At 70.2% G+C, this 19,360-nt stretch carries 23 protein-coding genes; 13 read left to right on the forward strand and 10 right to left on the reverse strand.

Annotated elements, in window-relative coordinates; all coding sequences use genetic code 11:
- Nucleotides 1–226: 226 nt before the first annotated feature.
- The 4 genes from KV097_RS07425 (at nucleotide 227) to KV097_RS07440 (ending at nucleotide 3,673) form a co-directional block, all read left to right on the forward strand.
- The gene (locus KV097_RS07425) at nucleotides 227–826 is read left to right on the forward strand and encodes a carboxymuconolactone decarboxylase family protein (protein WP_220341059.1); all 600 of its coding nucleotides are present in this window, start codon (nucleotides 227–229) and stop codon (nucleotides 824–826) included.
- A 2-nt stretch (nucleotides 827–828) separates the two neighbouring features.
- A complete protein-coding gene (locus tag KV097_RS07430; RefSeq protein ID WP_220365511.1) occupies nucleotides 829–1,710 on the forward strand; it encodes an RNA polymerase sigma-70 factor in 882 nt (293 codons plus the stop codon).
- A 211-nt stretch (nucleotides 1,711–1,921) separates the two neighbouring features.
- Nucleotides 1,922–2,881: a manganese catalase family protein gene (locus KV097_RS07435; RefSeq protein ID WP_220341057.1), complete on the forward strand. Its 960-nt coding sequence runs from the start codon at nucleotides 1,922–1,924 to the stop codon at nucleotides 2,879–2,881.
- An 84-nt stretch (nucleotides 2,882–2,965) separates the two neighbouring features.
- The gene (locus KV097_RS07440) at nucleotides 2,966–3,673 is read left to right on the forward strand and encodes a GAF and ANTAR domain-containing protein (RefSeq protein WP_220341056.1); all 708 of its coding nucleotides are present in this window, start codon (nucleotides 2,966–2,968) and stop codon (nucleotides 3,671–3,673) included.
- A 15-nt stretch (nucleotides 3,674–3,688) separates the two neighbouring features.
- On the opposite strand, the gene KV097_RS07445 is transcribed toward KV097_RS07440, so the two are convergent.
- A complete protein-coding gene (locus tag KV097_RS07445; RefSeq protein WP_220365512.1) occupies nucleotides 3,689–4,666 on the reverse strand; it encodes a helix-turn-helix transcriptional regulator in 978 nt (325 codons plus the stop codon).
- Between the two features lie 183 nt (nucleotides 4,667–4,849).
- On the opposite strand from KV097_RS07445, the gene KV097_RS07450 reads away from it, so the two are divergent.
- On the forward strand, nucleotides 4,850–5,290 hold the full coding sequence (locus tag KV097_RS07450; RefSeq protein ID WP_220365513.1) for a peptidoglycan-binding protein: 441 nt from the start codon (nucleotides 4,850–4,852) through the stop codon (nucleotides 5,288–5,290).
- Between the two features lie 35 nt (nucleotides 5,291–5,325).
- Here KV097_RS07450 and KV097_RS07455 read toward each other — a convergent pair whose 3' ends face one another.
- The 3 genes from KV097_RS07455 to KV097_RS07465 all read right to left on the reverse strand — a co-directional run bounded on the left by KV097_RS07455 (nucleotide 5,326) and on the right by KV097_RS07465 (nucleotide 6,771).
- Complete coding sequence (locus KV097_RS07455) at nucleotides 5,326–5,733, reverse strand: VOC family protein (RefSeq protein WP_220365514.1); 408 nt, start codon at nucleotides 5,731–5,733, stop codon at nucleotides 5,326–5,328.
- Nucleotides 5,734–5,813: 80 nt separating this feature from the next.
- Nucleotides 5,814–6,104, reverse strand: coding sequence for a helix-turn-helix transcriptional regulator (locus tag KV097_RS07460; RefSeq protein WP_308289366.1), 291 nt, complete (start codon nucleotides 6,102–6,104; stop codon nucleotides 5,814–5,816).
- Nucleotides 6,097–6,771 carry a GNAT family N-acetyltransferase gene (locus tag KV097_RS07465; RefSeq protein WP_220346773.1) on the reverse strand — a complete coding sequence of 225 codons (675 nt, stop codon included), beginning with the start codon at nucleotides 6,769–6,771 and terminating at the stop codon, nucleotides 6,097–6,099. Before KV097_RS07465 ends, KV097_RS07460 begins: the two co-directional genes overlap by 8 nt.
- A gap of 80 nt (nucleotides 6,772–6,851) precedes the next feature.
- Between KV097_RS07465 and KV097_RS07470 the strand changes: the two genes are divergently transcribed.
- Entirely contained in the window at nucleotides 6,852–7,502 is a 651-nt protein-coding gene (locus tag KV097_RS07470; protein WP_220341050.1) for a TetR/AcrR family transcriptional regulator, read from the forward strand.
- Here KV097_RS07470 and KV097_RS07475 read toward each other — a convergent pair.
- Together KV097_RS07475 and KV097_RS07480 are read right to left on the reverse strand one after the other, a co-directional pair.
- A complete protein-coding gene (locus tag KV097_RS07475) occupies nucleotides 7,484–8,095 on the reverse strand; it encodes a GyrI-like domain-containing protein (protein WP_301022256.1) in 612 nt (203 codons plus the stop codon). The genes KV097_RS07470 and KV097_RS07475 overlap by 19 nt on opposite strands.
- A gap of 53 nt (nucleotides 8,096–8,148) precedes the next feature.
- Nucleotides 8,149–9,108 carry a GlxA family transcriptional regulator gene (locus tag KV097_RS07480; RefSeq protein ID WP_220365516.1) on the reverse strand — a complete coding sequence of 320 codons (960 nt, stop codon included), beginning with the start codon at nucleotides 9,106–9,108 and terminating at the stop codon, nucleotides 8,149–8,151.
- A gap of 71 nt (nucleotides 9,109–9,179) precedes the next feature.
- Between KV097_RS07480 and KV097_RS07485 the strand changes: the two genes are divergently transcribed.
- Together KV097_RS07485 and KV097_RS07490 are read left to right on the forward strand one after the other, a co-directional pair.
- Nucleotides 9,180–10,238, forward strand: a complete 1,059-nt coding sequence (locus KV097_RS07485; RefSeq protein ID WP_220365517.1) for a saccharopine dehydrogenase NADP-binding domain-containing protein — start codon at nucleotides 9,180–9,182, stop codon at nucleotides 10,236–10,238.
- A gap of 91 nt (nucleotides 10,239–10,329) precedes the next feature.
- Complete coding sequence (locus KV097_RS07490) at nucleotides 10,330–10,761, forward strand: DUF1203 domain-containing protein (protein ID WP_220365518.1); 432 nt, start codon at nucleotides 10,330–10,332, stop codon at nucleotides 10,759–10,761.
- A gap of 170 nt (nucleotides 10,762–10,931) precedes the next feature.
- Here the strand turns inward: KV097_RS07490 and KV097_RS07495 are convergent, their stop codons facing one another.
- From KV097_RS07495 to KV097_RS07510, 4 genes are all read right to left on the reverse strand, one after another.
- Nucleotides 10,932–11,489: a TOPRIM nucleotidyl transferase/hydrolase domain-containing protein gene (locus KV097_RS07495; protein ID WP_220365519.1), complete on the reverse strand. Its 558-nt coding sequence runs from the start codon at nucleotides 11,487–11,489 to the stop codon at nucleotides 10,932–10,934.
- Between the two features lie 53 nt (nucleotides 11,490–11,542).
- Entirely contained in the window at nucleotides 11,543–12,130 is a 588-nt protein-coding gene (locus tag KV097_RS07500; protein ID WP_220346768.1) for a hypothetical protein, read from the reverse strand.
- Between the two features lie 78 nt (nucleotides 12,131–12,208).
- Nucleotides 12,209–12,847, reverse strand: coding sequence for a sigma factor (locus tag KV097_RS07505; RefSeq protein ID WP_220365520.1), 639 nt, complete (start codon nucleotides 12,845–12,847; stop codon nucleotides 12,209–12,211).
- Nucleotides 12,848–12,962: 115 nt separating this feature from the next.
- The gene (locus KV097_RS07510; RefSeq protein ID WP_220365521.1) at nucleotides 12,963–15,752 is read right to left on the reverse strand and encodes an AAA family ATPase; all 2,790 of its coding nucleotides are present in this window, start codon (nucleotides 15,750–15,752) and stop codon (nucleotides 12,963–12,965) included.
- A 98-nt stretch (nucleotides 15,753–15,850) separates the two neighbouring features.
- On the opposite strand from KV097_RS07510, the gene KV097_RS19710 reads away from it, so the two are divergent.
- The 5 genes from KV097_RS19710 to KV097_RS07535 all read left to right on the forward strand — a co-directional run bounded on the left by KV097_RS19710 (nucleotide 15,851) and on the right by KV097_RS07535 (nucleotide 19,346).
- A complete protein-coding gene (locus KV097_RS19710; protein WP_220346765.1) occupies nucleotides 15,851–16,072 on the forward strand; it encodes an FAD-binding protein in 222 nt (73 codons plus the stop codon).
- Nucleotides 16,073–16,530: 458 nt separating this feature from the next.
- Nucleotides 16,531–17,598, forward strand: coding sequence for a DUF2776 family protein (locus KV097_RS07520; RefSeq protein ID WP_220341041.1), 1,068 nt, complete (start codon nucleotides 16,531–16,533; stop codon nucleotides 17,596–17,598).
- 9 nt (nucleotides 17,599–17,607) lie between these two features.
- A complete protein-coding gene (locus tag KV097_RS07525; RefSeq protein ID WP_220365522.1) occupies nucleotides 17,608–18,492 on the forward strand; it encodes a deoxyribonuclease IV in 885 nt (294 codons plus the stop codon).
- A 273-nt stretch (nucleotides 18,493–18,765) separates the two neighbouring features.
- Entirely contained in the window at nucleotides 18,766–18,957 is a 192-nt protein-coding gene (locus KV097_RS07530; RefSeq protein ID WP_220365523.1) for a hypothetical protein, read from the forward strand.
- A complete protein-coding gene (locus KV097_RS07535) occupies nucleotides 18,954–19,346 on the forward strand; it encodes an alpha/beta fold hydrolase (RefSeq protein WP_220365524.1) in 393 nt (130 codons plus the stop codon). Before KV097_RS07530 ends, KV097_RS07535 begins: the two co-directional genes overlap by 4 nt.
- Nucleotides 19,347–19,360 lie beyond the last annotated feature (14 nt).

A 19,360-nucleotide genomic window follows, 5' to 3' on the forward strand; every position in this document is an offset into this window, starting at 1 on the left:
CCTTCTGCCTACGCCGACCACGCCGGCGGAGTGCGGATGTGCTGAGACCGGGAGCCACGGAGGACTCCACCACCTCAGTCTTGCCCTCTTGCCGTGTGGGCGAAACCTTACGGCGAATCGGTCCCGGGTTCAGGTCACGTGCGATCCGAGCGGGATCATCGTGCGCTGTCACGTTCCGGGGTCGGTGTGCGTCTCCATGTCATACCCGCTCGCACAGGAGGTCGACATGAACGGATCACCCCGCATCGCCCCCGCCGAGATCACCGGCATCAAGGGCGCAGTCATCAAGCGGTTCGCGAAGAAGAAGCTCGGCCAGGTGCCGGCGTCGGTCGGCGTGTACTGGCACAACCAGAAGGTCATGATGGCCCTGAGCGGTGCCAGTACCAAGGTCGAGAAGTGGGACGCCTGCGACGAACAGCTGAAGTCGTTCGCGCACATGGCGGTGGCCGCCCAGGTGGGGTGCAGCTGGTGCCTGGACTTCAACTACTTCGAGACCTTCAACAAGAACCTCGACATCGAGAAGGCGCGCGAGATCCCGCGGTGGCGCGAGTCCGACGTCTTCTCCCCGCTCGAGCGCGAGGTCTTGGCGTACGCGGAGGCGATGTCGACGACGGAGCCGACGGTGACCGACGAGATGGTGGCGTCGCTCGTCGCGCAGCTCGGCGAGGCCGCCGTCGTCGAGCTGACCGCCATCATCGCCTTCGCCAACTTCACGACACGAGGCAACATCGCTCTCGGTATCGAGTCCGACGGTTTCGCTGCGGCGTGCGGACTCCCTCCTCTCGCAGGGCCGACCACAACCCCACCGACGGCCGTAGGGTCGTGAAGGTGTCCGACGACCCGTTCCTCGCCAACCGAGGTCTCCTCTTCACGATCGCCTACGAGATGCTCGGCTCGGCGGCCGATGCCGAGGACGTCGTCCAGGACACCTGGCTGCGGTGGGACGCGATCGGCGCCGACGCCCGCGCGGACGTGCGCCACCCGCGCCCGTTCCTCGTACGGATGGTGACGCGCAAGGCCTTGGACCGGCTCCGGGCGAACGCACGGCGGCGTGAGGAGTACGTCGGAGAGTGGCTCCCCGAGCCGCTGCTCACGGCGCCGGACGTGGCGGACGACGTCGCGCTTGCCGAGAGCGTCTCGATCGCCATGCTCACCGTCCTGGAGACGCTGACGCCGACCGAGCGCGCGGTGTTCGTGCTTCACGAGGTGTTCGAGACGCCGTACGGGGAGATCGCGGAGACCCTCGGCAAGACTCCGGCAGCCGTACGCCAGATCGGGCACCGTGCCCGTGAGCACGTCGCAGCGCGGCGGCCCCGGATGGAGGTCGGCCGTGCCGAGCAACGGCAGGTGGTCGAGCGCTTCCTCGCTGCGGTGTGGGAGGGCGACCTGCAAGGGCTGCTCGATGCCCTGGCACCGGACGTCGTGCTCGTGGCCGACGGCGGCGGCGTCGCTCAGGCCGTGGTCAACCCGGTGGCCGGCGCCAAGAAGGTCGCCAACCTCCTGAAGCCGTTCAGACGTCTGGCACCAGGGGCCGAGATCGTGCCCACCGTGTTCAACGGCACCCTCGGCGCTCGGGTCGTCGGCATCGCCGACGGGTTCGACACCGCGATCAGCTTCGTCGTCGAAGGCGGTCGGATCAGCCGCATCTACCTGGTGCGCAACCCGGCCAAGCTCGGCATGATCGACGTCGTGGCGACGCTGAGCCGCTAGGGCCGGCGTACGGGCGTCCCTCTCCATCGCGGTCGCCGGGTCCATCCCCGGCGGGATCCGCAGGTTGAGCCCGAGCCGCCGTCACCGCGAGAAAAGCGAAGCCTGAGGAAGGTTGACGACGCGCGTAGGGGGTACCTCCATAGCCTTGCACGCCCTCACCAGATCGCTCCATCCATGGAGCGGGGGTGCGCGGGCTCGCCAGGAGGCAGCGATGTATCTGCACGTTCAGCGACTCATCAACGAGATCATCCCGGACGAGCCGGACCCCGCAGCGGCCAACGCGCTGCAAGAAGGGCTCGGCGGCCAGTTCGGCGAGATGCGGACGATGATGCAGTACCTCTTCCAGAGCATGAACTTCCGCGGCCCGGACGGGAAGCCCTACCGGGACCTCCTCCAGGGGATCGGGACAGAGGAGATCAGCCACGTCGAGCTGATCGGCACCACGATCTCGCGCCTGCTCGACGGCTCGCCCCGATACAACGGGAAGAAGACCGACCCGCTCGACATGCCCGGCGCCAAGGGCAAGACTCCTCTCGACACGGCGCTCCACGAGAGCAACATCCACCACTACCTGGTGGCCGCTCAGGGCGCCCTGCCGGTCGACGCCGCGGGCAATCCGTGGTCCGGAAGCTATGTCTACAACTCGGGCAACCTCGTCCTCGACCTCCTGTACAACCTGATGCTCGAGTCCACCGGACGCCTGCAGAAGTGCCGGATCTACGAGATGACCAGCAACAAGACGGCGCGCTCGACGATCTCGTACCTGATCGTGCGCGACCAGGCCCACGAGAACGCCTATGCGCGCGCTCTCGAGACGCTCGGCGTCAACTGGGCATCGGTCCTCCCGATCCCCAAGACCAACGCCGAGAGGTACCCGGAGGTCAAGAAGCTGGTGGACCTCGGACTCCAGTCGAAGCAGTACACGTTCGATCTCGAGGGTGCCTCGGAGGCCGGACGCATCTTCCAGGGCATGTCACCGTCGAACGACGGGACGCAGCTCGACGCCACGGAGCAGGCGCCGATGGGGGTCCCTCTGACGATCGCCGAGGAGCGGTTCGAAGAGTTCTCGCCCGGTCTCGACCCCGAGCTCCTGTCGCTGATCCAGGCCACCGCGGAGATCGAGATGGCGGAGGCGTCCGACCCGCTCTTCGGGCCCACGACCAAGGCCTAGGACTACGCAGCGGCCCCGTCGCACCGCGGCGGGGCTGCCGTGTGCCAGCCTGACCACTCCGACGTCTCGCTTTATCATGTGTGAATGCCACGTCAGCAGGATCCCGAAGACCGGTTCGTCGAACTGGCGCGTTCGCTCAAAGAACAAGGCGACGAGAGCGAGACCCTTGACCATGCTCTCAAGATGGCGGTCGACATCATCTCGGGGTGCGACGAGGCGGCCGTCAGCCTGATCCGACGCGGGGGCCGCATCGAGACCCTCAACACCATCGGGTCGCGGGCGGCAGAGGCGGACCAGCTCCAGTACGACGCCGGTGAGGGGCCGTGCCTCGATACCATCGCCCACCACGAGACCACGCTCGTGCCCAATCTGGCCGACGAGGCGCGGTGGCCGCGCTGGAGTCAACGGGTCAACCGTGACCTGGGCTTCGGAAGTGCCCTCTCCTTCCAGCTGTTCACCACCGCCACCGACTACGGCGCGCTCAACATGTATGCCGAGCGCGCCGACGCGTTCGACGGCCATGACCAGATCGTGGGCCTGGCCATGGCCGCCCACATCGCCGTCGCCCTCGCCTCCTCCCGCCAGATCGACAACCTCGGACGGTCGGTGAACAGCCGCACGGTCATCGGCCAGGCGATGGGCATCGTCATGGAGAGGTACGGGCTCGACGACTCGCGAGCGTTCCGATTCCTGCAGCGAGTCTCCAGCATCACGAACACCCGGCTCCTCGCGGTTGCCGAGCACATCGTCACCACCCGGCGGATCCCCGAGCAGCACACGGCGGCCGGCTAGCGCTGGCCAGACCTCTCACGAGGTCTCGCGCAGAAGGTCCCCGCCGAGTCGGGTCAGGGTGTGCAGCACCGAGTCGCCGTCGCGGCGGCTGGTGATCAGCCCGGCCTCGCGCAAGGTGCGGGTGTGATAGCTGACGGTCGCGGCCGACACGCCCACCCGAGCGGCAAGCTCGGAGGTGGTGGCACCGACAGCACAGGCGGCGAGCGCCGTCGCGCGACTGCCTCCGATGAGGGCGGCGAGGGCCCGCTCAGGGGACACGGCGACGAGGTCCGCGGCGGTTCGCGACACGGGGTAGACGAGGACCTGCGGCAGGTGGGGATCCCTGAGGGTGACCGGTTGCCGCCAGCAGAAGTACGAAGGGACGAGGCGGAGCCCGCGACCCTCGAGGTAGACGTCGCGGTCGTCCACGTGGTCGACCACACCGAGCACCGGTGCATGCCAGACGAATGACGGACCGAGGCCCCGGAGCAGTCCGTCCACACCCCCGTCCAGCAGCTGCCGGGCGCGCAGTGCTCGCTCGCTCTCGAACAGGCTCTCCATCTGACCGGTGACCGGCGAGATCACCGTGGCGTGGTAGGCACGCAGGGCATCGGTCAGGGTCGAGCGCGAACGGGGCTCGGCCAGCGTGCTCAGCGGTGAACCGGCGCCCCGGCTCGGATCCACCCGCGCGATCTGCTCGGCGACGCGATGCTCGGGCGATTCGAGGATCGCGTCCAGCCCGGCATCGAGACCCTCCGCCGCGCTTCCCGGCGTGAGGAAGTCGGGGTAGTAGCGGGCGAGCGGAAACAACGGCAGCAGCATCGAACGAACCGCGCGTCCGAGGCCGGTGTCGCGCAGGTTGCGCAACGCATCCTCGTACCACCTCTCGTGCAGCCAGCGGCCCCCACGAGTCTGGAACCGGTGGAGGCTGGAGGCGATCTCCCACATGGGATCGGGCGCGGCAGCAACGCTCGTGAGAGCGAGATCGTGCTCGCTGAAGTGAATGCGCAGCACTGGCTTCCCCCTTGTCAGACCTCCCACAGGCTCGCACACGGGTAGGTCAGCGCTGCCTATTTCGATGCTCGTCGAAATGCCTGTCGTTCTGGTGCGCCCGGTCGACACGATCCCTTCGCCGAGGCGCCGTGCACGCAGCACGTCGACGCGCCAGGGCATCCATCAGCATCACCAGGGGGAAACATGAAGAGGAAAATCTACTCGGCCTTGGCCGCCGTCGGGCTCACCGCCGGCCTGCTGGTCACGTCGGGCGCGCCGGCCTCGGCCAGTCCCGGCTGCACCCACAAGGGACTGGCAGTGGCCAGCACCGGCAACATCGTCGCCATACCCGCGACGAGCAGCGGCGATGACCATTGCCACCTCCAGCAGGGCTACGCCTCTGCAGCGGTCCGCACTCTCCAGAACTCGATCAACTGGTGTTACCGAGGCCGGGGGGAAGCGGTCCTCAAGATCGCCGTCGACGGCAACTACGGCCCGGCGACCAAGGCCGCGGTCAAGCGGGTCCAGCAGATCGCAAAGATCACGGCTGACGGCGTGTACGGGCCGGCGACCAGGGACAAGATGCTGCACAGGCAGGCCGCGTGGGAAGAACAGGACCCCAACGTCTGCCGACGCCTCAAGTGACCGACGCGCTGGGCGCGCGGCCGGCATCACCGTGTTCAGGTCAGCTGGTCGACCCGGATCAGATTGCCGGACGGATCACGGAACGCACAGTCCCGCGGTCCCCACGGCTGGTCCATCGGCTCCTGCAAGACGTCGACGCCGCTCGAGCTGACCTTGTCGAAGAGGGCGTCCAGGTCGCTCGTGCTGAACACGTACGGGCCCGGACCGGAGCCCTTGGCGACGAGACGGTGCAGGGAGTCGCCGTCATCCTCGGACCGTCCCGCTCCTGGGTCGGAGAGGACGACGGTGACACCCTGCTGACCGGGGAATCCGAGGCTCACCCACCGGTGTCCGTCCGACTCGACGTCGTTGACCCCCTCGAGGCCGAGCACGTCGCGATAGAAGCCGATCGCGGCGTCGACGTCGTCCACCGTGATCGGGAAGTACTTCGCTCTGATGTCCATGCGCCTCACGCTACGGACGCGGCCACGCCGAGGCTTCTCCGATCCTGCTGAGCTGCCCTGTCCTCGGCCCTCCCCCGTCCTCAGCGAAGGGGCACAGGGCGCGTGAGCAGACGCGCGATGCAGGGAGGCATCGCCTCGACCGCGTCGTGGGGCCGCGCGCGATAGGTGCTGGGCGTCTCTCCCACGATGCGCGTGAACGTCGAGCTGAAGGATCCGAGCGAGGAGGCGCCGACGGCCATGCAGGCGTCCGTCACGCTGACGCCGGCGCGCAGCAGCGCCATCGCGCGCTCCACACGCCGTGTCATCAGGTAGCCGTACGGCGTCTCGCCGTACGCGCGTTTGAACTCGCGGCTGAAGTGCGCGTCAGACATGCACGCGCGTCTGGCCATCGCTGGCACGTCGAGCGCACGCGCGTAGTCGGCGTCCATCAGGTCGCGAGCACGACGAAGGTGCGCGAGGGTCTGCGGGCTCTGCGGTGGCACCTCCCGACGGTACCGCCCCGTCGGCCGCGCTCGTCGCGATCTGACCCACCTCTGCCGTGACGGTGATCTCCGCACCGTTGCGCACGTAGGCCGGGTCGCTCACCCGCGCGAGGATCATCCGCCGCGCGATGCGGTTCTCGGCACTGACGACGGCCTGGACGGCGGAGAAGTCCTCGCTCGGGACGTCGTGGACGACGGCGTCGATCAGGCGGGAGCCGAGACCTCTGCCCTGGTCGGAGTCGGCGACCACCACCGCGACCTCGGCCGTCAACCCGCCGCCGGCCGGTTCGCCGTCGCCCGTGCTCGTCGCGATCGGTGCCCACATGGCATGTCCGACGACAGCGGCGCCGCGGAAGGCGAGCACCGAACCGCCCACGGCACCGGGCCGGAGCAGATGCTTCGCGAGGGCCGGTGGTGTCTGGGGTCCGAAGCCGGTGAGAAAGCGCCGATATGAGGTGTCTGGCGACAGAGCGAGCAGGAAGGCTTCCATCGCCTCGAGGTCGTCGAGGGAACCCGCACGGAGCTCCACGTCGCTCGGCTCGACCGTCGCTGTCATAAAACCCCCCGAAAAGCAAAGACAATACGAACGATCGTATCATTTGTTAGGCTGTGGCTCTGCGCTAAGTTCGAGGAGACATGGAGACGGAGACCACTCTCGGCGACCATCCCGACGGGAGGGTGCGCCGCGGCAATGCGACGCGGCGGGCAGTGCTCCGTCGTGCCGTGGATGTGGCCTCCGTCGAGGGCCTCGACGGACTCTCCATCGGGCGCCTGGCCACGGAGCTCTCGATGAGCAAGAGCGGCCTGTTCGCCCTGTTCGGCGCGAAGGAGCAGCTCCAGCTCGCCACCATCCGGGCAGCGAAGCGGATCTATTTCGACACCGTGGTCCGCCCGGCGCTCGAGACGACCCCCGGCCTCGGGCGGGTGTCGGCCCTCCTCGCCGCATGGCTCGACTACTCGCGCGAACGCGTCTTTCCGGGCGGTTGTTTCTTCGCCAGGACGAGCACCGAGTACGCCGCCCGCGACGGCGCGGTGCGTGACGCCCTGACCACGGCGCACTACGAGTGGCTTCAGCTCATCGAGCGGTCGCTGATGGAGGCCCAGGCCCTCGGCGAGCTCGATGCCGCCGAATCAATCGACCAGCTCGTCTTCGAGCTGAACGCGTTCCTCGACGGCGCCAACCTCGACTCCCTGTTCGACCGCGGCGACACGTCCTACGACCGCGCCCGACGCGCCATCCGCGACCGCCTGCGCTTGGCCGCCCACGGTCACCCGACGACGGGCTGACGCAAGATCGTCCGCAGCGCGGACGAGTCCGTCCTGCGGGGATCGGAGAGGTAGATCTCGTGGTGGCGTCCGGACGGACGCAGCCCGTGCGCGGGAAGGAACTCCTCGTGGAGGCGTCTCAGGGTCGGACCCTCGTCGTCGTACGAGCCTCGATGGAGAATCTGCACGCTCCGGCCCTCGTCGTATCCTTCGAACCTGAGCAGACCCAGCGCCGGTAGTCCCTTCTTGCTCGCCACGGCCAACGCCTCGTCGACGATGTCGCCGGTGATCCAGTCCGGCTGAGCGATCATCATCGTCCAGTCCCACGCACTCTTGTCCCGCGTCTGGAACACCGACAGGTCGTCGGCGGTCCAGAGTCCTTCGAGCGGCGCCACCGTGTGTACCCGGTCCAGTCGCGTCTTCGCGATCGACCGGGCGCCGTACGACGTCGTGTAGAGCGCTTCGACCGCCTCTCGATAGGCGGGCGAGGTGTTGGGGTCACCGTGTCCGTCGATCATGAGGAACGACATCTCGGGGACGTCCACGACGACGAAGTCGTCAGCCTTGGGCGCGTAGAGGTCCTTGCGTTCCTTCTTGATGTCGTAGCTCGACACTGTCCGCTCCCCCCGGCCCGTGAACGACCGGCCCCTCCGGCATCCAGACGACCCTAGTGGCTGCGGGTCAGCTCACCGCGAAACGTCGCGCGGTAGGTGGTGGGACTGACACCGACCGTACGGACGAAGTGCCGACGCAACGTGGTGGCCGTGCCGAGGCCGCACCGGGTGGCGATCTGCTCCACCGACGCGTCGGTGCGCTCGAGCAGCTCCTGGGCGCGGAGCACGCGTTCGCGGTGGAGCCACCTCAGAGGCGTCAGCCCGGTCGCGGTGCTCATCCGGCGCGTCAGCTGACGTGCGCCGAGTCCGGCCTCGCGTGCCAGGTCGGTGACCGTGAGCGGCTGGTCGAGGTGTTCGCGCGCCCAGTCCAGGGCAGCACCCACGCAGTCCGGCCCGGTCGGGCTCACGGGTGCCGCGATGAACTGTGCCTGCCCGCCCGGTCGTTGCGCCGCCACGACCAGGCGCCGCGCGAGCCCGTTGGCGGCGGCGCTGCCGAAGTCGGAGCGGACCAGGTGCAGGGACAGGTCGAGGGCGGCCGTCTTGCCGGCGGAGGTGAGGACCTGCCCGTCATCGACGTAGAGCACGTCGGCACGCGCGCGTACGGCCGGATAGAGGCGCTCGAGCTCAGCGACGTGCATCCAGTGCGTCGCGGCCTCACGCCCGTCGAGCAGTCCGGCCGCGGCGACGACGAAGGCGCCGGTGCACAACGACGCGATGCGCGCCCCTCGCGCATGAGCCGCCCGCAGCGCGTCCACCAGGGTCGGGTCGGGCGCGGCGTCGAGGTGGTTCGTCGACGGGACGATGACGAGGTCGACCCCTGTCAGCGCGTCGTACCCCACGGTCGGCGCATCGCCGAGCCACGGCGCGGGTGTGCCGTCGGGGGTGGCGACGACGAGGGAGTACCACGCGCCGTCGCCCGCGAGGTCCGACCGGTCGACGCCGAAGACCTCGGCGGCAATCGCCGTCTCGTACAGCATCGCGTCAGCGTGCAGAGCCAGCCCCACGGTGACCATGTCGCAAACTGTACGACAGGCGTCGGTTCGGACACTGGCTGTTCAGCGGTGGCTCGCGATGGGATGGGGACATGACTTCCTCCTCCCCCGGTCCCGTCGTCGTGTACGGCGCGTACGGTCACACCGGCCGCTTCGTCGTCGACGAGCTCCTTCGACGCGGCCTCACTCCGATCCTCTCCGGCCGTGACGAGACGCGACTCGCAGCGATGACCGACGGGCGGCGCGACCTGGAGATCCGCCCGGCGCGGGTGGACGATCCCGATGCGCTGCGTACGGCGGTGGCTGGCGCGGCTGCCGTCATCAACGTCGCCGGCCCGTTCCTCGACACGGGCGTGATCGTGTCGGGTGCTGCGGTTGCCGCGGGAGCCCACTACCTCGACGTCACCGCCGAACAGCCTGCCGTCGAAGCCGTGTACGCCGCGCGCGCTCTCGATGCAGAGGAGGCGGGGGTCGCGGTCATCCCCGCGATGGCGTTCTACGGCGGCCTCGCCGACCTGCTCGCGACGTCCATCCTCGACGGGTTGACAGAGCCGGCCGCGCTCACGGTCGCGGTCGGGCTCGACCGTTGGTGGCCGACAACCGGCACACGACTCACAGGGAGCCGCAACACCGCACCTCGACGGACCATCGTCGACGGACGGCTGGCACCACTCGGCGAGTCCCCGCCGCCCGACCCGTGGGACTTCCCGGGGCTGGGCGAGCAGGTCGTCGTCGCCGTCCCGTTCTCGGAGCCGGTCCTCCTCGCGCGGCACCTGCCCGTCGACCGGCTCGACTCCTACCTCAGCGCGTCGGCACTCACCGACATCCGCGATCCAGAGACCCCTCCTCCCCCGGCGATCGATGACCGCGGCCGTTCGTCCCAGCAGTTCGTGGTCGACGTCGTCGCGCAGGCGGGGACGCAGACGCACCGGATGTCAGCCAGTGGCCGGGACATCTACGCCGCCACGGCACCGGTGATCGTCGAGGCAACGGCTCAACTGCTCGACGGCCGCGCTTCCGGTACAGGTGCCGTCGCACCGGGTGAGGTGTTCGACGCCGAGGACTTCCTGCGGGCGCTCACGCCTGACGTGCTGACCCTGCGGCGGGACGTCCGCCGCGCTCAACCGTCCGCTGCTGCCGCGCGCTCCTGAACCAGCACCGCGATCCCGTCCACCTCCGCACCGGGATCACGACGTCCGATAACCGCCAGCATGCAGTGCGGTGGCTGACAAAGATCTGTCTATGAGCATGTCAATTCACGCGCTGCCCGCCTCCGTCTCGATCACGCACGCCAGTGACTGGCTCGACACCGAAGGTGGTGCTCAGCTGCGCTGTTGCCTGCGCAACAGTCGAGCCGGCGAGCGAGTGCGCTTGGGGACCGTGACCCCGCCTGGCCCTCAAGGTGCGTACGCCGAGACCGGGCCGGTCTTCGTACACGCCGACGGTTGCGAGGGGCCGCAGTCTCCGGGCTATCCGGACGACTTCCGCTCAAGGACGGTGGTCTTCCGGGCGTACGACCAGCGTGGGCAGATAGTTGGTGGTGAGATCGTCGAGCCGGGCACCGGTCAAGAGGCTGTGGCCGAGCGGTTGTTGGCGGAGCCAGACGTCGCTTTTCTGCACGTCCGCAACACGGTCTACGGCTGCTACATGTTCGCAGTCCACCCGGCGGCGTGACTCGGATCATCGTCCACGCGCTGAGCGCCGACGAGCTCGGTCGTGTGCGTGAGCTGGGCGCAGGAGGCGGTCGATCTGGGGGGGTGCACGCACGGAGCGCGGCGTCGGGGCACCGGCTCGTGCGCGGTGAGGTAGCCACGGATCGTGGCAGGGAGCTGGAACGGTTCGAGTCAAGACAGGGGACTCTCCCCCGGCGAGAGGGATGACGCACCAACTGCCGTGAGGGCATCGACGAGAGGGCGCGGCACCCGGTCGAGGTCGAGCGCACCGACGAGCAGCCGCGCGTAGCGTGCCTTTCGTCCACTCGTCGTGCCGAGGAAGCGCCGAAGCACCTGGTCCTCCGGCCTGTCTCGGTGGAACGGTTGTCGGGTCAGCGTGCGCCACGCGCCGAGGTCGCCCGCCGACTCGATCACCTCGAGGACCCGCGGCACGCCGAGGCTGCGGATCAGCTCGTCCTCGAGGTCGAGGTCGCAGACGAACCTCGCGGTCGGGATGGCCTGGTGACGGGCGAGGGTCCGCTCGACGTACGGGGACTCGCGGACGTCGTGGAGGACAGCGACCAGCTCGGCATCATCGACGGAGTCGAGATGGCGGCCGAGGTTGGTCACCCCGCCCATCGCCACGACGGCCACCCCGGCGCCCGCGAGGTCGGTTGGCCGCCGACGCGCGAGCGCCCGCACGGCGACCTCGTCGCTCTCGCCCTCGACCAGCAGCAGCCTGCGCGGCATGGACTGACGATAGCCACGCCGGCGTCAGGAGCGGGGTCGTCCGGGTCGACGCCTCAGGCCGTCGTGTCGCACTTCCCTGTCGGCTCACACACCCGAAGGCCGTACGGGACGAAGATCTGGTGCTTGCGACCACCTGCCCGGTACGTGATGTCGAACCCGCGCGTCCGAGCGATCCCCTTCAGGGTCTTGCGGAGCTCCACGACCAGCTCCGGCGGGCTGCCTGCGCCCCCGCTGCACGGCGCAGACAACCGCGTCGTGACCGGCCGGCCATCGAGGTTCTCGTGCAGCGAGGCATTCTCGTCGACCACCACCCCACTGTCGCCGTTGGCGGCTCGCACGGGAGCCACGAAGCCGAAGTCGGTCACTGCCAGCCCACGGGCACGACCGGCGGCCGCAACGGCGAGAACGTCGACGGCCCCGTTTGCGTCGGCGCAGAGCGGGCCGACCGAGAGCGTCAGCCTGCCAGGGCCGGCAACGCGAGCAACGGCCGCGGCCGAGCCGTCTCCCTCGACGTCCTCGACCGGGGCTCCGCCGGTCACGAACGCGAGCGCTCCGATCGACGCAGCGGCGACGGCCACCACCACACCGACCGCCAGCGCAGCTCGGCGCGGCGTCTCGCGCCGCGTCTCATGGTCGTTCAACGCCGTCTCGCCATCAAGAGAAGGGGTGGTGCACCGATGGTGCCGCACGCCCGCACCGCTCGCTGCGGCAGGTCCAGACTAGGCGGCCACGTCAGCGAGCCGGGACGGCACACGCGTGCCCTCGGTGAGCAGCCGCTCCAGGGACCCCAGGTCACCGGTACGCGAGGCCGCGAAGAACGCCTGGAGGAGGTGACCGTGAGCATCGGCGTCGACTCGACGCGCACGGTCGCTCGAGAGGTGCTCCTGCCCTCGACGACTCAGCTGCCGAGCGTTCGCGGCGGTGGTCTCGAGCAGCCGGGCGATCGTCGCGTAGGGGTAGTCGAAACCCTTGCGGAGGACGTACGCCGCCAGCTCGGCCGCGGTCAACCGCTCCAGCAGGAGGTGAAGGACCTGCTCGACCTCACTGGCGCGCTCGACGTGCCCTGACGGGTCTTGGGCGGGGTCGGCGAGCCCGAGCACGGCCGGGCTGCCTGACCTCTCGTGCCGGTGGTGGGCCGACTGGATCACGTTGATCGCGAGGCGGGTGGTGGTCGTCGAGAGGAACGCAGCGGGGTTCGTGACCTTTGCAGGGTCGGTGCGCTGCCAGCGGAGCCACGCGTCCTGGACGACGTCCTCGGCGCCGGCGACGTCGCGGACGATGCGGTAGGCGACCCGGAAGAGGTGCGTGCGGTGACAGAGAAAGGTCTGGAGGGCGGCGTCGAGGTCGTGTGGGGACATGCGGGCTCCTGTGGGACCGGACCGACGGCACCCGAGTGCCTGGGAGATCCAGCCTCCGGTCGTCGCCCCGTGCCCCGCGCCCCGGAGATCCGTGGTCCGGTGCGTGGTCGCGCGCCTACGGACGAGCGGCCGTCCCCGACGTCAGCGCGTCGCGCAGATGACGCCGTGAGCCGATCCCGAGCTTCGCGAACACCTTGCGCAGGTGCCACTCGACGGTGTGCGGGCTCAGATAGAGCTCGGCGCCGATCTCCGGATTGGTCATCCCCTCCGCCGCGAGCGCGGCGATCTGCGACTCCTGGGGTGTGAGGGGGTCGTCCCGGCGGTCGTCGCGGGGACGGGCTCTCTCCCCCGTCGCGCGGAGCTCGCGGCGGGCCCGCTCCGCGAAGGCGTCGGCTCCCATCGCATGCAACAGCTCGTGCGCGGCACGAAGGTGCTCGCGCGCCAGCGCTCGCCTCTTCGTACGCCGGAGCCACTCGCCGTAGAGAAGGTGAGTGCGGGCGACCTGAACCGTGATGCCCTCGCCCCGCAGGTGCTCCAGCGCTGCCTCGTACAGACGGTCCGCCTCGTCCCCGGCCCGCAGCAGGGCCTCGCAGCGTGCTCGCATGCCCTGGGCCCACCCGGTGCCGACCCGAGCAGTCCGCTCGGTCAGGCGACGGAGCGACTCCGCGGCGAGGTCGTCCTCGCCACACCGGACGGCCGCCTCGACGTGCTCGGCCAGCGCCCAGCCGGTGAAGTTGAAGCCGTCGTGCTCGATCCCTGCGCGGGCTCCGTCCAGCGCTCGGTCGTAGCGGGCGAGCCCGTTGTAGAGGACCCCTTCGACATGTCCGCTGACTCCGAGGAGCGAGACCTCGCCGCGGATGGTCGCGCTCTCGCGTGCCTCGTCGAGGATGCGTGTGGCATCAGCCTCCTCACCCCGCCAGGCCGCGAGCACGAGCGCCGCGTACGTCAGCCGCGCGGAGCCGGTCGCCCTGCTGATCGCGTCACCCTCCGCGATCAGGCGCGCGGCAGCGGCGAGATCGCCGCGGTGGAGGTGCACCCCGGCTTCGAACTGCAGTGCTTGGGGCAGCACGCCGAGTGCGCCGACGTCTCGCGCGACGCGCACCATCCGGGCCGCCAGCGTCGTCCACGCCGCGAAGTCCCACAGCTGGTGGACGTAGGTCTCCTGCGCCACAGGGGCCAGCGCCAACCACCGCTGGGTCGCCCCCCTGTCGGTTGGTTCCTCGTCCGCGAACGGCCCGAGCGCTCGTCGCAGCAGCGGCGCCCCTTCGGGAAGCCCGTCGGCGAGCAGGGTGGTGACCCCCTCCAGCAGCAGGTCTGACGGGGCAGGCGGTGATGACGGCGCGCCGACAACGCCGGTCACGTACTCACGTGCGGCGATCGCCGCAGCCTGAGCACCCGCGGGCCCGTGGACCCGACCGGAGAACACGGTGGCGCTGATCGCCTCCAGGTAGGTCTCGCGCGCGAGGGGTGACCCTTCGCTCGCGAAGGCGGCGGCTGCGTCCAGGAGCAGTGGTGCGGCCTCGTCGCTGCGGCTGCGGGCGAAGAGGACACGCGCCCGCAGGCGTACGAGCCGCGCCTGGTCCTGCGCGCTCAACGGGCACAGCACGGCGACGCCGGCCAGCTCGGACGCGGCGTCGGGCGACGCTGCAGCGACGTACGCCTCCCCCGCGGCCAACGCGCGTCGCCCACGCCGTCGCGGATCCGGTGTCGACCGCGCTGCCTGGTCGAGGAGCGCGGCCTCAGCGGCCATGCCGCCCCTGAGCCGAGCGCGTTCTGCGGAGCTCTCGAGAGCGGCCGCGACCTCCTCGTCCGGGCCGGAGCCGGCCTTCGCGGCGTGCCAGGCACGCCGGTCGGGGTCCTGGACCGGGTCGGTGGCCAGCGACAACGCGCGGTGGACCTGGCGCAGGTCGTCAGGGAGCGCGTCGCGGTAGACGGCCGAGCGTGCCAACGGGTGTCGGAACCGGATCGACTCCCCGAACTCGAGCAGGCCGGCGGCCTTCGCCGGCGCTGCGTCCGCGGTGATGCCGACGTGCCCGGCGGCCCGCGCGAGAAGGCTCGCGTCACCGACCGGATCCGCCGCAGCGAGGAGCAGCAGCAGCCGAGTCGGCCGCGGCAGGCCCGCCAGCCTCTGCGCGTAGTCGCGCTCGACTCTCGTCGACACCGATCCTGCGTCCCCGATCTCGAAGCCGTACGCGAGGTCGGCGGCACTGCGGCCCCGCGGCAGCTCCAGCAGCGCGAGCGGGTTGCCGTGGGTCTCCGCCACGATCCGGTCGCGGACCTGGTCGTCGATCGGTCCGTGCACCGCCGAGGCCAACAGCTGCCGCGCCGCGTGGTCATCCAGCCCGCCCACCTCCAACGACGGGAGGTCGGCGAGGACCGGCTCACCCTCGGAGTGCCGCACGGCGAAGACGACGGCCACCGGCTCGGCCAACAGACGACGCGACACGAACTCGAGTGTCTGGAGTGAGACCCGGTCCAGCCACTGGGCGTCGTCGACGATCACCACGAGCGGCCGCGCGTCAGCCGATGCCGTGAGCAGGCTCAGCACCGCGAGACCGACCAAGAAGCGGTCGGGCGCCTGTCCGTCCACCAACCCGAAGGCGACCTGGAGCGCGTCGCGCTGAGGGCTGGGGAGGTCGCCGAGCTGTCCGAGGAACGGCGCGCACAGCTGATGGACGCCGGCGAAAGCGAGGTCCATGTCGGCCTGGACGCCCTGCGCCCGGACCACGGTGAGGTCAGAGGCGTGGACGGCGACGTGGTCGAGGAGCGTCGACTTGCCGATGCCCGCCTCGCCCCGGACGACGCAGACAGCGGCGGCGCCGTGTCGCGTCCGATCGACGAGGTCGCACAGGATCTCTGCCTCTCGCCGACGCCCGAGCAGCTGCGTGCGGGGGGTGGCGCTCATGGGCGGCTCCTGCAGGAACGCTCCGCAATGCCGGTGTCACAGATCGCGACGCTGCTCGGTCGGGTCGACGTAGGCCTGCATTCTATCGAGGAGCGACCGTGGTGCCACGAGAGAACCAGCTCGCCACGTCTGTCCTTGTCGTCGGGACGGGAGGGTCCGGCCTGCGCGCGGCGATCGAGGTCGCCGAGGCCGGTGTGGCGGTGCTGGCGCTGGGCAAGCGACCCGTCGCCGATGCGCACACCTCGTTGGCGGCCGGTGGCTTGGATGAGCCCGGTAGCGGGCCCGGATGGCTGCGGCGTGGTCCTCCTCGGGTTTTCTAGCGAGGGCGTAGTAGTGGGCGCGGTCGACGATGTAGTTGCACGTCTCGTGCTGGTATCGGCCGGGAGCGTCGAGTGACGGTTCGAGCTCCTCGCCGTCGTGCTCTGCTCCGAGCCCGCAGTACATACACACCGCCGGCATGGGCGTCGAGGTACTCACGACCGTCCCTCCCGGTTGGCGCCCCCATGCGTCGCCCCTCCTCGATCATCGGCTCCCTACTTCTAGGAAGGTGCCGACGCCCGCGCTTGCGTGACACGAACACGACCTGGCCCGGTGCTCGAGGACTTCTTCACGAGGGCCTTCCTCGGCTCTCCCCCGCGATCCCAGGACGGACGGTGTCCCGGCAGTCCCCCGGAAGCGGCGACGAGGCACCCCCGGGCTCGACGATCGTCCTGCGCATCGTCTGATCCAGCGCCGATCGGCTCGCGGCCGGGTAGGGCCGGCCCTAGGCTCAGAAGCTGTGAGCTACGTCGAGAGCGTCGTCTTCCGCGCGATCCCGGTCGCGATGATGGCGCTGTGCCTCGGCTTCGGGCTCTACGTGTGGAACGCCGGCGATGTGGCCGACAACTTCGTCGCGGGACACGTGGTGACGTTCCTGGCCGCCATCTGCCTGTGCCTGTTCTGCACGGCGGCGACGATCATCAGACAGCTCCTTCAGCGGTTCACCGCGCTCGACCGCGTCCTCTACCCCGTTCTCGGCTACGCGGTAGCGGCCGGAACGGCCTCGTACGGGGTGACGCTGTTCGCCGGAGCATCGGGCACGGCCCAGAGCCAGGAGTACGTGGCGGGGCACGTGGTCTTTGGCCTGGGCCTGATCAGCGGATGCGTCGCGACCGTGGCCACAGCGTCGACCAAGTTCACCCTCATCCCGGAGAACTCGAGCTTCGAGGTGGGTGACCACCACGTACGGCCGGAGGCGTTCGGCCGCCCGACCGCCCCGCTGCTGGTCGCGGTCCCGATCGTCCTCGCCGCGGTGGCGTGGGGGTTCGCCCTCGCGAACCTCTTCGGGTCGACGACCCCGGCTCGCTTCACCGTCGGTCATGTCATGGCCGGGCTTGCGTGCATCTGCACGAGCCTCGTCGGCCTGGTCGTCAGCATCGTCCGCCAGATCGAGAACAAGTACGTCGCCCGCGAGCGGATCCTCTGGCCGTGGCTCGTGGTGGCGATGGGCACCGTGAGCCTGGTCTGGGGCGTCGTGGTGCTGCTGGTGAACGACGAGCCGTACGCCCTGACGCCGGGGTTCGTGATGATCGGCCTCGGCCTCGTCTGCTACAGCATCCTCAGCAAGGTCGGCCTCCTCTCGCTCGTCTGGCGCCGGACGTTCGACCTCGCCAACCGGGTCCCTCTGATCCCGGTGACGACCGCCCTCGCGTGCCTGTTCCTCGCGGCCTTCGTGTTCCAGGCGGCGGTCGACGACACGAACCTCTTCATCGCTGCCCGCGTCCTCGTCGGCCTCGGGGCGGTCGCCTTCTCGCTGTACTCGATCGTCAGCATCCTCGAGAGCGGGACCTCCGGCCAGGCGCCCTAGAATGCGGCCGTGCCCTCCCCTGCCACCCCTCCGCCGACGCATGCCCGCAACCCGTTGGGGGCGCACGTCCCCGTCGGTCCGGGCCTGGCGAAGGGTGCCTGGCGCGCCATGCGCGATCTCGGTGGCGACACGCTGCAGGTCTTCACCGGCAACCCCCGCGGATGGGCCGCGTCCGCGGGCGACCCGGCGCAGGACGCCGCGTTCCGCGCACTCTGCGAGGCCGAGGGCGTGCCTGCGTTCGTCCACGCCCCGTACCTCGTGAACCTCGGCAGCCCGAACCCCGCCACGTACGAGAAGTCTGTGGCGAGCGTGGCCCACAACCTGGCCCGTACGCACGCGATCGGGGCACGCGGGCTCGTGGTCCACACCGGCTCGTGCGTCGACGACGGCGCGTACGACGCCGCGCTCGCGCAGGTCCGCGAAGGTCTGCTCCCGCTGCTCGACGCCCTCCCCGAGGAGGGGCCTCGACTGCTGCTCGAGCCGACCGCGGGGCAGGGGCGCTCGCTGTGCGCGAAGGTCGACGACCTGGAGCCGTACCTCGAGGCGCTCGAACGCCACCCTCGCGTGGGGATCTGCCTCGACACCTGCCACGCCTTCGCCGCCGGCGAACCGCTGGACGAGCCCACGGGAGTCGCCGCGACCCTCGACCGTCTCGTGGAGGTCGCCGGTCCCGGCCGACTCGCCCTCGTCCACGCCAACGACTCCAAGGACGTCCGCGGCAGCTTCAAGGACCGCCACGAGCGGATCGGCGTCGGGCACCTCGGCAAGGACGCGTTCGCCGCGATGCTCGCGCACCCGGCCACCGTAGGTGTGCCGTTCGTCCTCGAGACCCCAGGCGGCGCCGACGCGTGGCGCGAGGACCTGGCGCTCCTGGCCTCGCTCCGCCCGCAGTGAGCGCCGCCGACAGCGCCATGGAGCTGGCGCCCCGCTCGTACGGGGTCCTCGCCGCAGCCGCGCTGCTCGCCGTCACGGCAGCGTGGGGGTCCACGTTCTTCCTCATCAAGGACCTCGTCGAGGTCGTCCCGCCGGTCGACTTCCTCGCCGTACGGTTCGCGATCGCCGCCGCTGCCCTGTTCCTCCTGCGGCCGAGGACCGTGCTCGCCATCCGCGGGGACGGCCTGCGTCGCGCCGTGGTGCTCGGTCTCGTCTACGGCGGCGCCCGAGGTCATGGACATCTACCTGCGCGCCCGCGACGACGGGTCCACCGACCTCCAGCTCGAACTGCGGAGCGACCACACACCGGCCGTCGTGCTGGTCCACGGCGCCTTCGCCGAGTCGGCGAGCTGGTACCCCGTGATCGAGATGCTCCACGCCCGGGACGTGGAGGTCGTGGCCGCGGCAATCCGCTGCGAAGCGTGAGCGGCGATGCCGCGTACGTGCGTGACGTCGTGACCGGCCTCGACCGCCCCGTCCTGCTGGTCGGGCACTCCTACGCCGGCGTCGTCATCACCGAGGCCGCCTCGGCGGATCCCGCCGTCCTCGGGCTCGTGTACGTGGCCGCGTTCGCGCCGGACCACGGAGAGAGTGCCCTCGAGCTGTCGACGACGTACCCGGGCAGCTCGCTCGGCGAGTCGCTGCCGCCCTGCGCCACCAAGCCGCTCGGCGGAGGCCCGCAGCATCACCCAGCTGAGCGGGGCGTCGCACGCGGTGAGCCTGTCTCGGCCTGCAGCCGTCACCGACACCATCGTCGAGGCACTCGACGAGTGCTCCGTCGCCGGCGTCGCCTGAGCGTGCAAGGACGCCGGTGACCGGAGCGCATCTG

Origin of the sequence: Mumia sp. zg.B17, from assembly GCF_019550915.1 — a bacterium.
Lineage (GTDB): Bacteria > Actinomycetota > Actinomycetes > Propionibacteriales > Nocardioidaceae > Mumia.

Bases quoted from the DNA above. Each gene is read 5' to 3' on its own strand.
- KV097_RS07530 (WP_220365523.1), top strand. From the start codon at position 18,766: ATGGACATCTACCTGCGCGCCCGCGACGACGGGTCCACCGACCTCCAG.
- KV097_RS07470 (WP_220341050.1), top strand. From the start codon at position 6,852: ATGGAGACGGAGACCACTCTCGGCGACCATCCCGACGGGAGGGTGCGC.
- KV097_RS07485 (WP_220365517.1), top strand. From the start codon at position 9,180: ATGACTTCCTCCTCCCCCGGTCCCGTCGTCGTGTACGGCGCGTACGGT.
- KV097_RS07490 (WP_220365518.1), top strand. From the start codon at position 10,330: ATGAGCATGTCAATTCACGCGCTGCCCGCCTCCGTCTCGATCACGCAC.
- KV097_RS07435 (WP_220341057.1), top strand. From the start codon at position 1,922: ATGTATCTGCACGTTCAGCGACTCATCAACGAGATCATCCCGGACGAG.
- KV097_RS07510 (WP_220365521.1), bottom strand. From the start codon at position 15,752: ATGAGCGCCACCCCCCGCACGCAGCTGCTCGGGCGTCGGCGAGAGGCA.
- KV097_RS07425 (WP_220341059.1), top strand. From the start codon at position 227: ATGAACGGATCACCCCGCATCGCCCCCGCCGAGATCACCGGCATCAAG.
- KV097_RS07465 (WP_220346773.1), bottom strand. From the start codon at position 6,771: ATGACAGCGACGGTCGAGCCGAGCGACGTGGAGCTCCGTGCGGGTTCC.
- KV097_RS07505 (WP_220365520.1), bottom strand. From the start codon at position 12,847: ATGTCCCCACACGACCTCGACGCCGCCCTCCAGACCTTTCTCTGTCAC.
- KV097_RS07450 (WP_220365513.1), top strand. From the start codon at position 4,850: ATGAAGAGGAAAATCTACTCGGCCTTGGCCGCCGTCGGGCTCACCGCC.
- KV097_RS07455 (WP_220365514.1), bottom strand. From the start codon at position 5,733: ATGGACATCAGAGCGAAGTACTTCCCGATCACGGTGGACGACGTCGAC.
- KV097_RS07440 (WP_220341056.1), top strand. From the start codon at position 2,966: ATGCCACGTCAGCAGGATCCCGAAGACCGGTTCGTCGAACTGGCGCGT.
- KV097_RS07460 (WP_308289366.1), bottom strand. From the start codon at position 6,104: ATGTCTGACGCGCACTTCAGCCGCGAGTTCAAACGCGCGTACGGCGAG.
- KV097_RS07480 (WP_220365516.1), bottom strand. From the start codon at position 9,108: ATGGTCACCGTGGGGCTGGCTCTGCACGCTGACGCGATGCTGTACGAG.
- KV097_RS07495 (WP_220365519.1), bottom strand. From the start codon at position 11,489: ATGCCGCGCAGGCTGCTGCTGGTCGAGGGCGAGAGCGACGAGGTCGCC.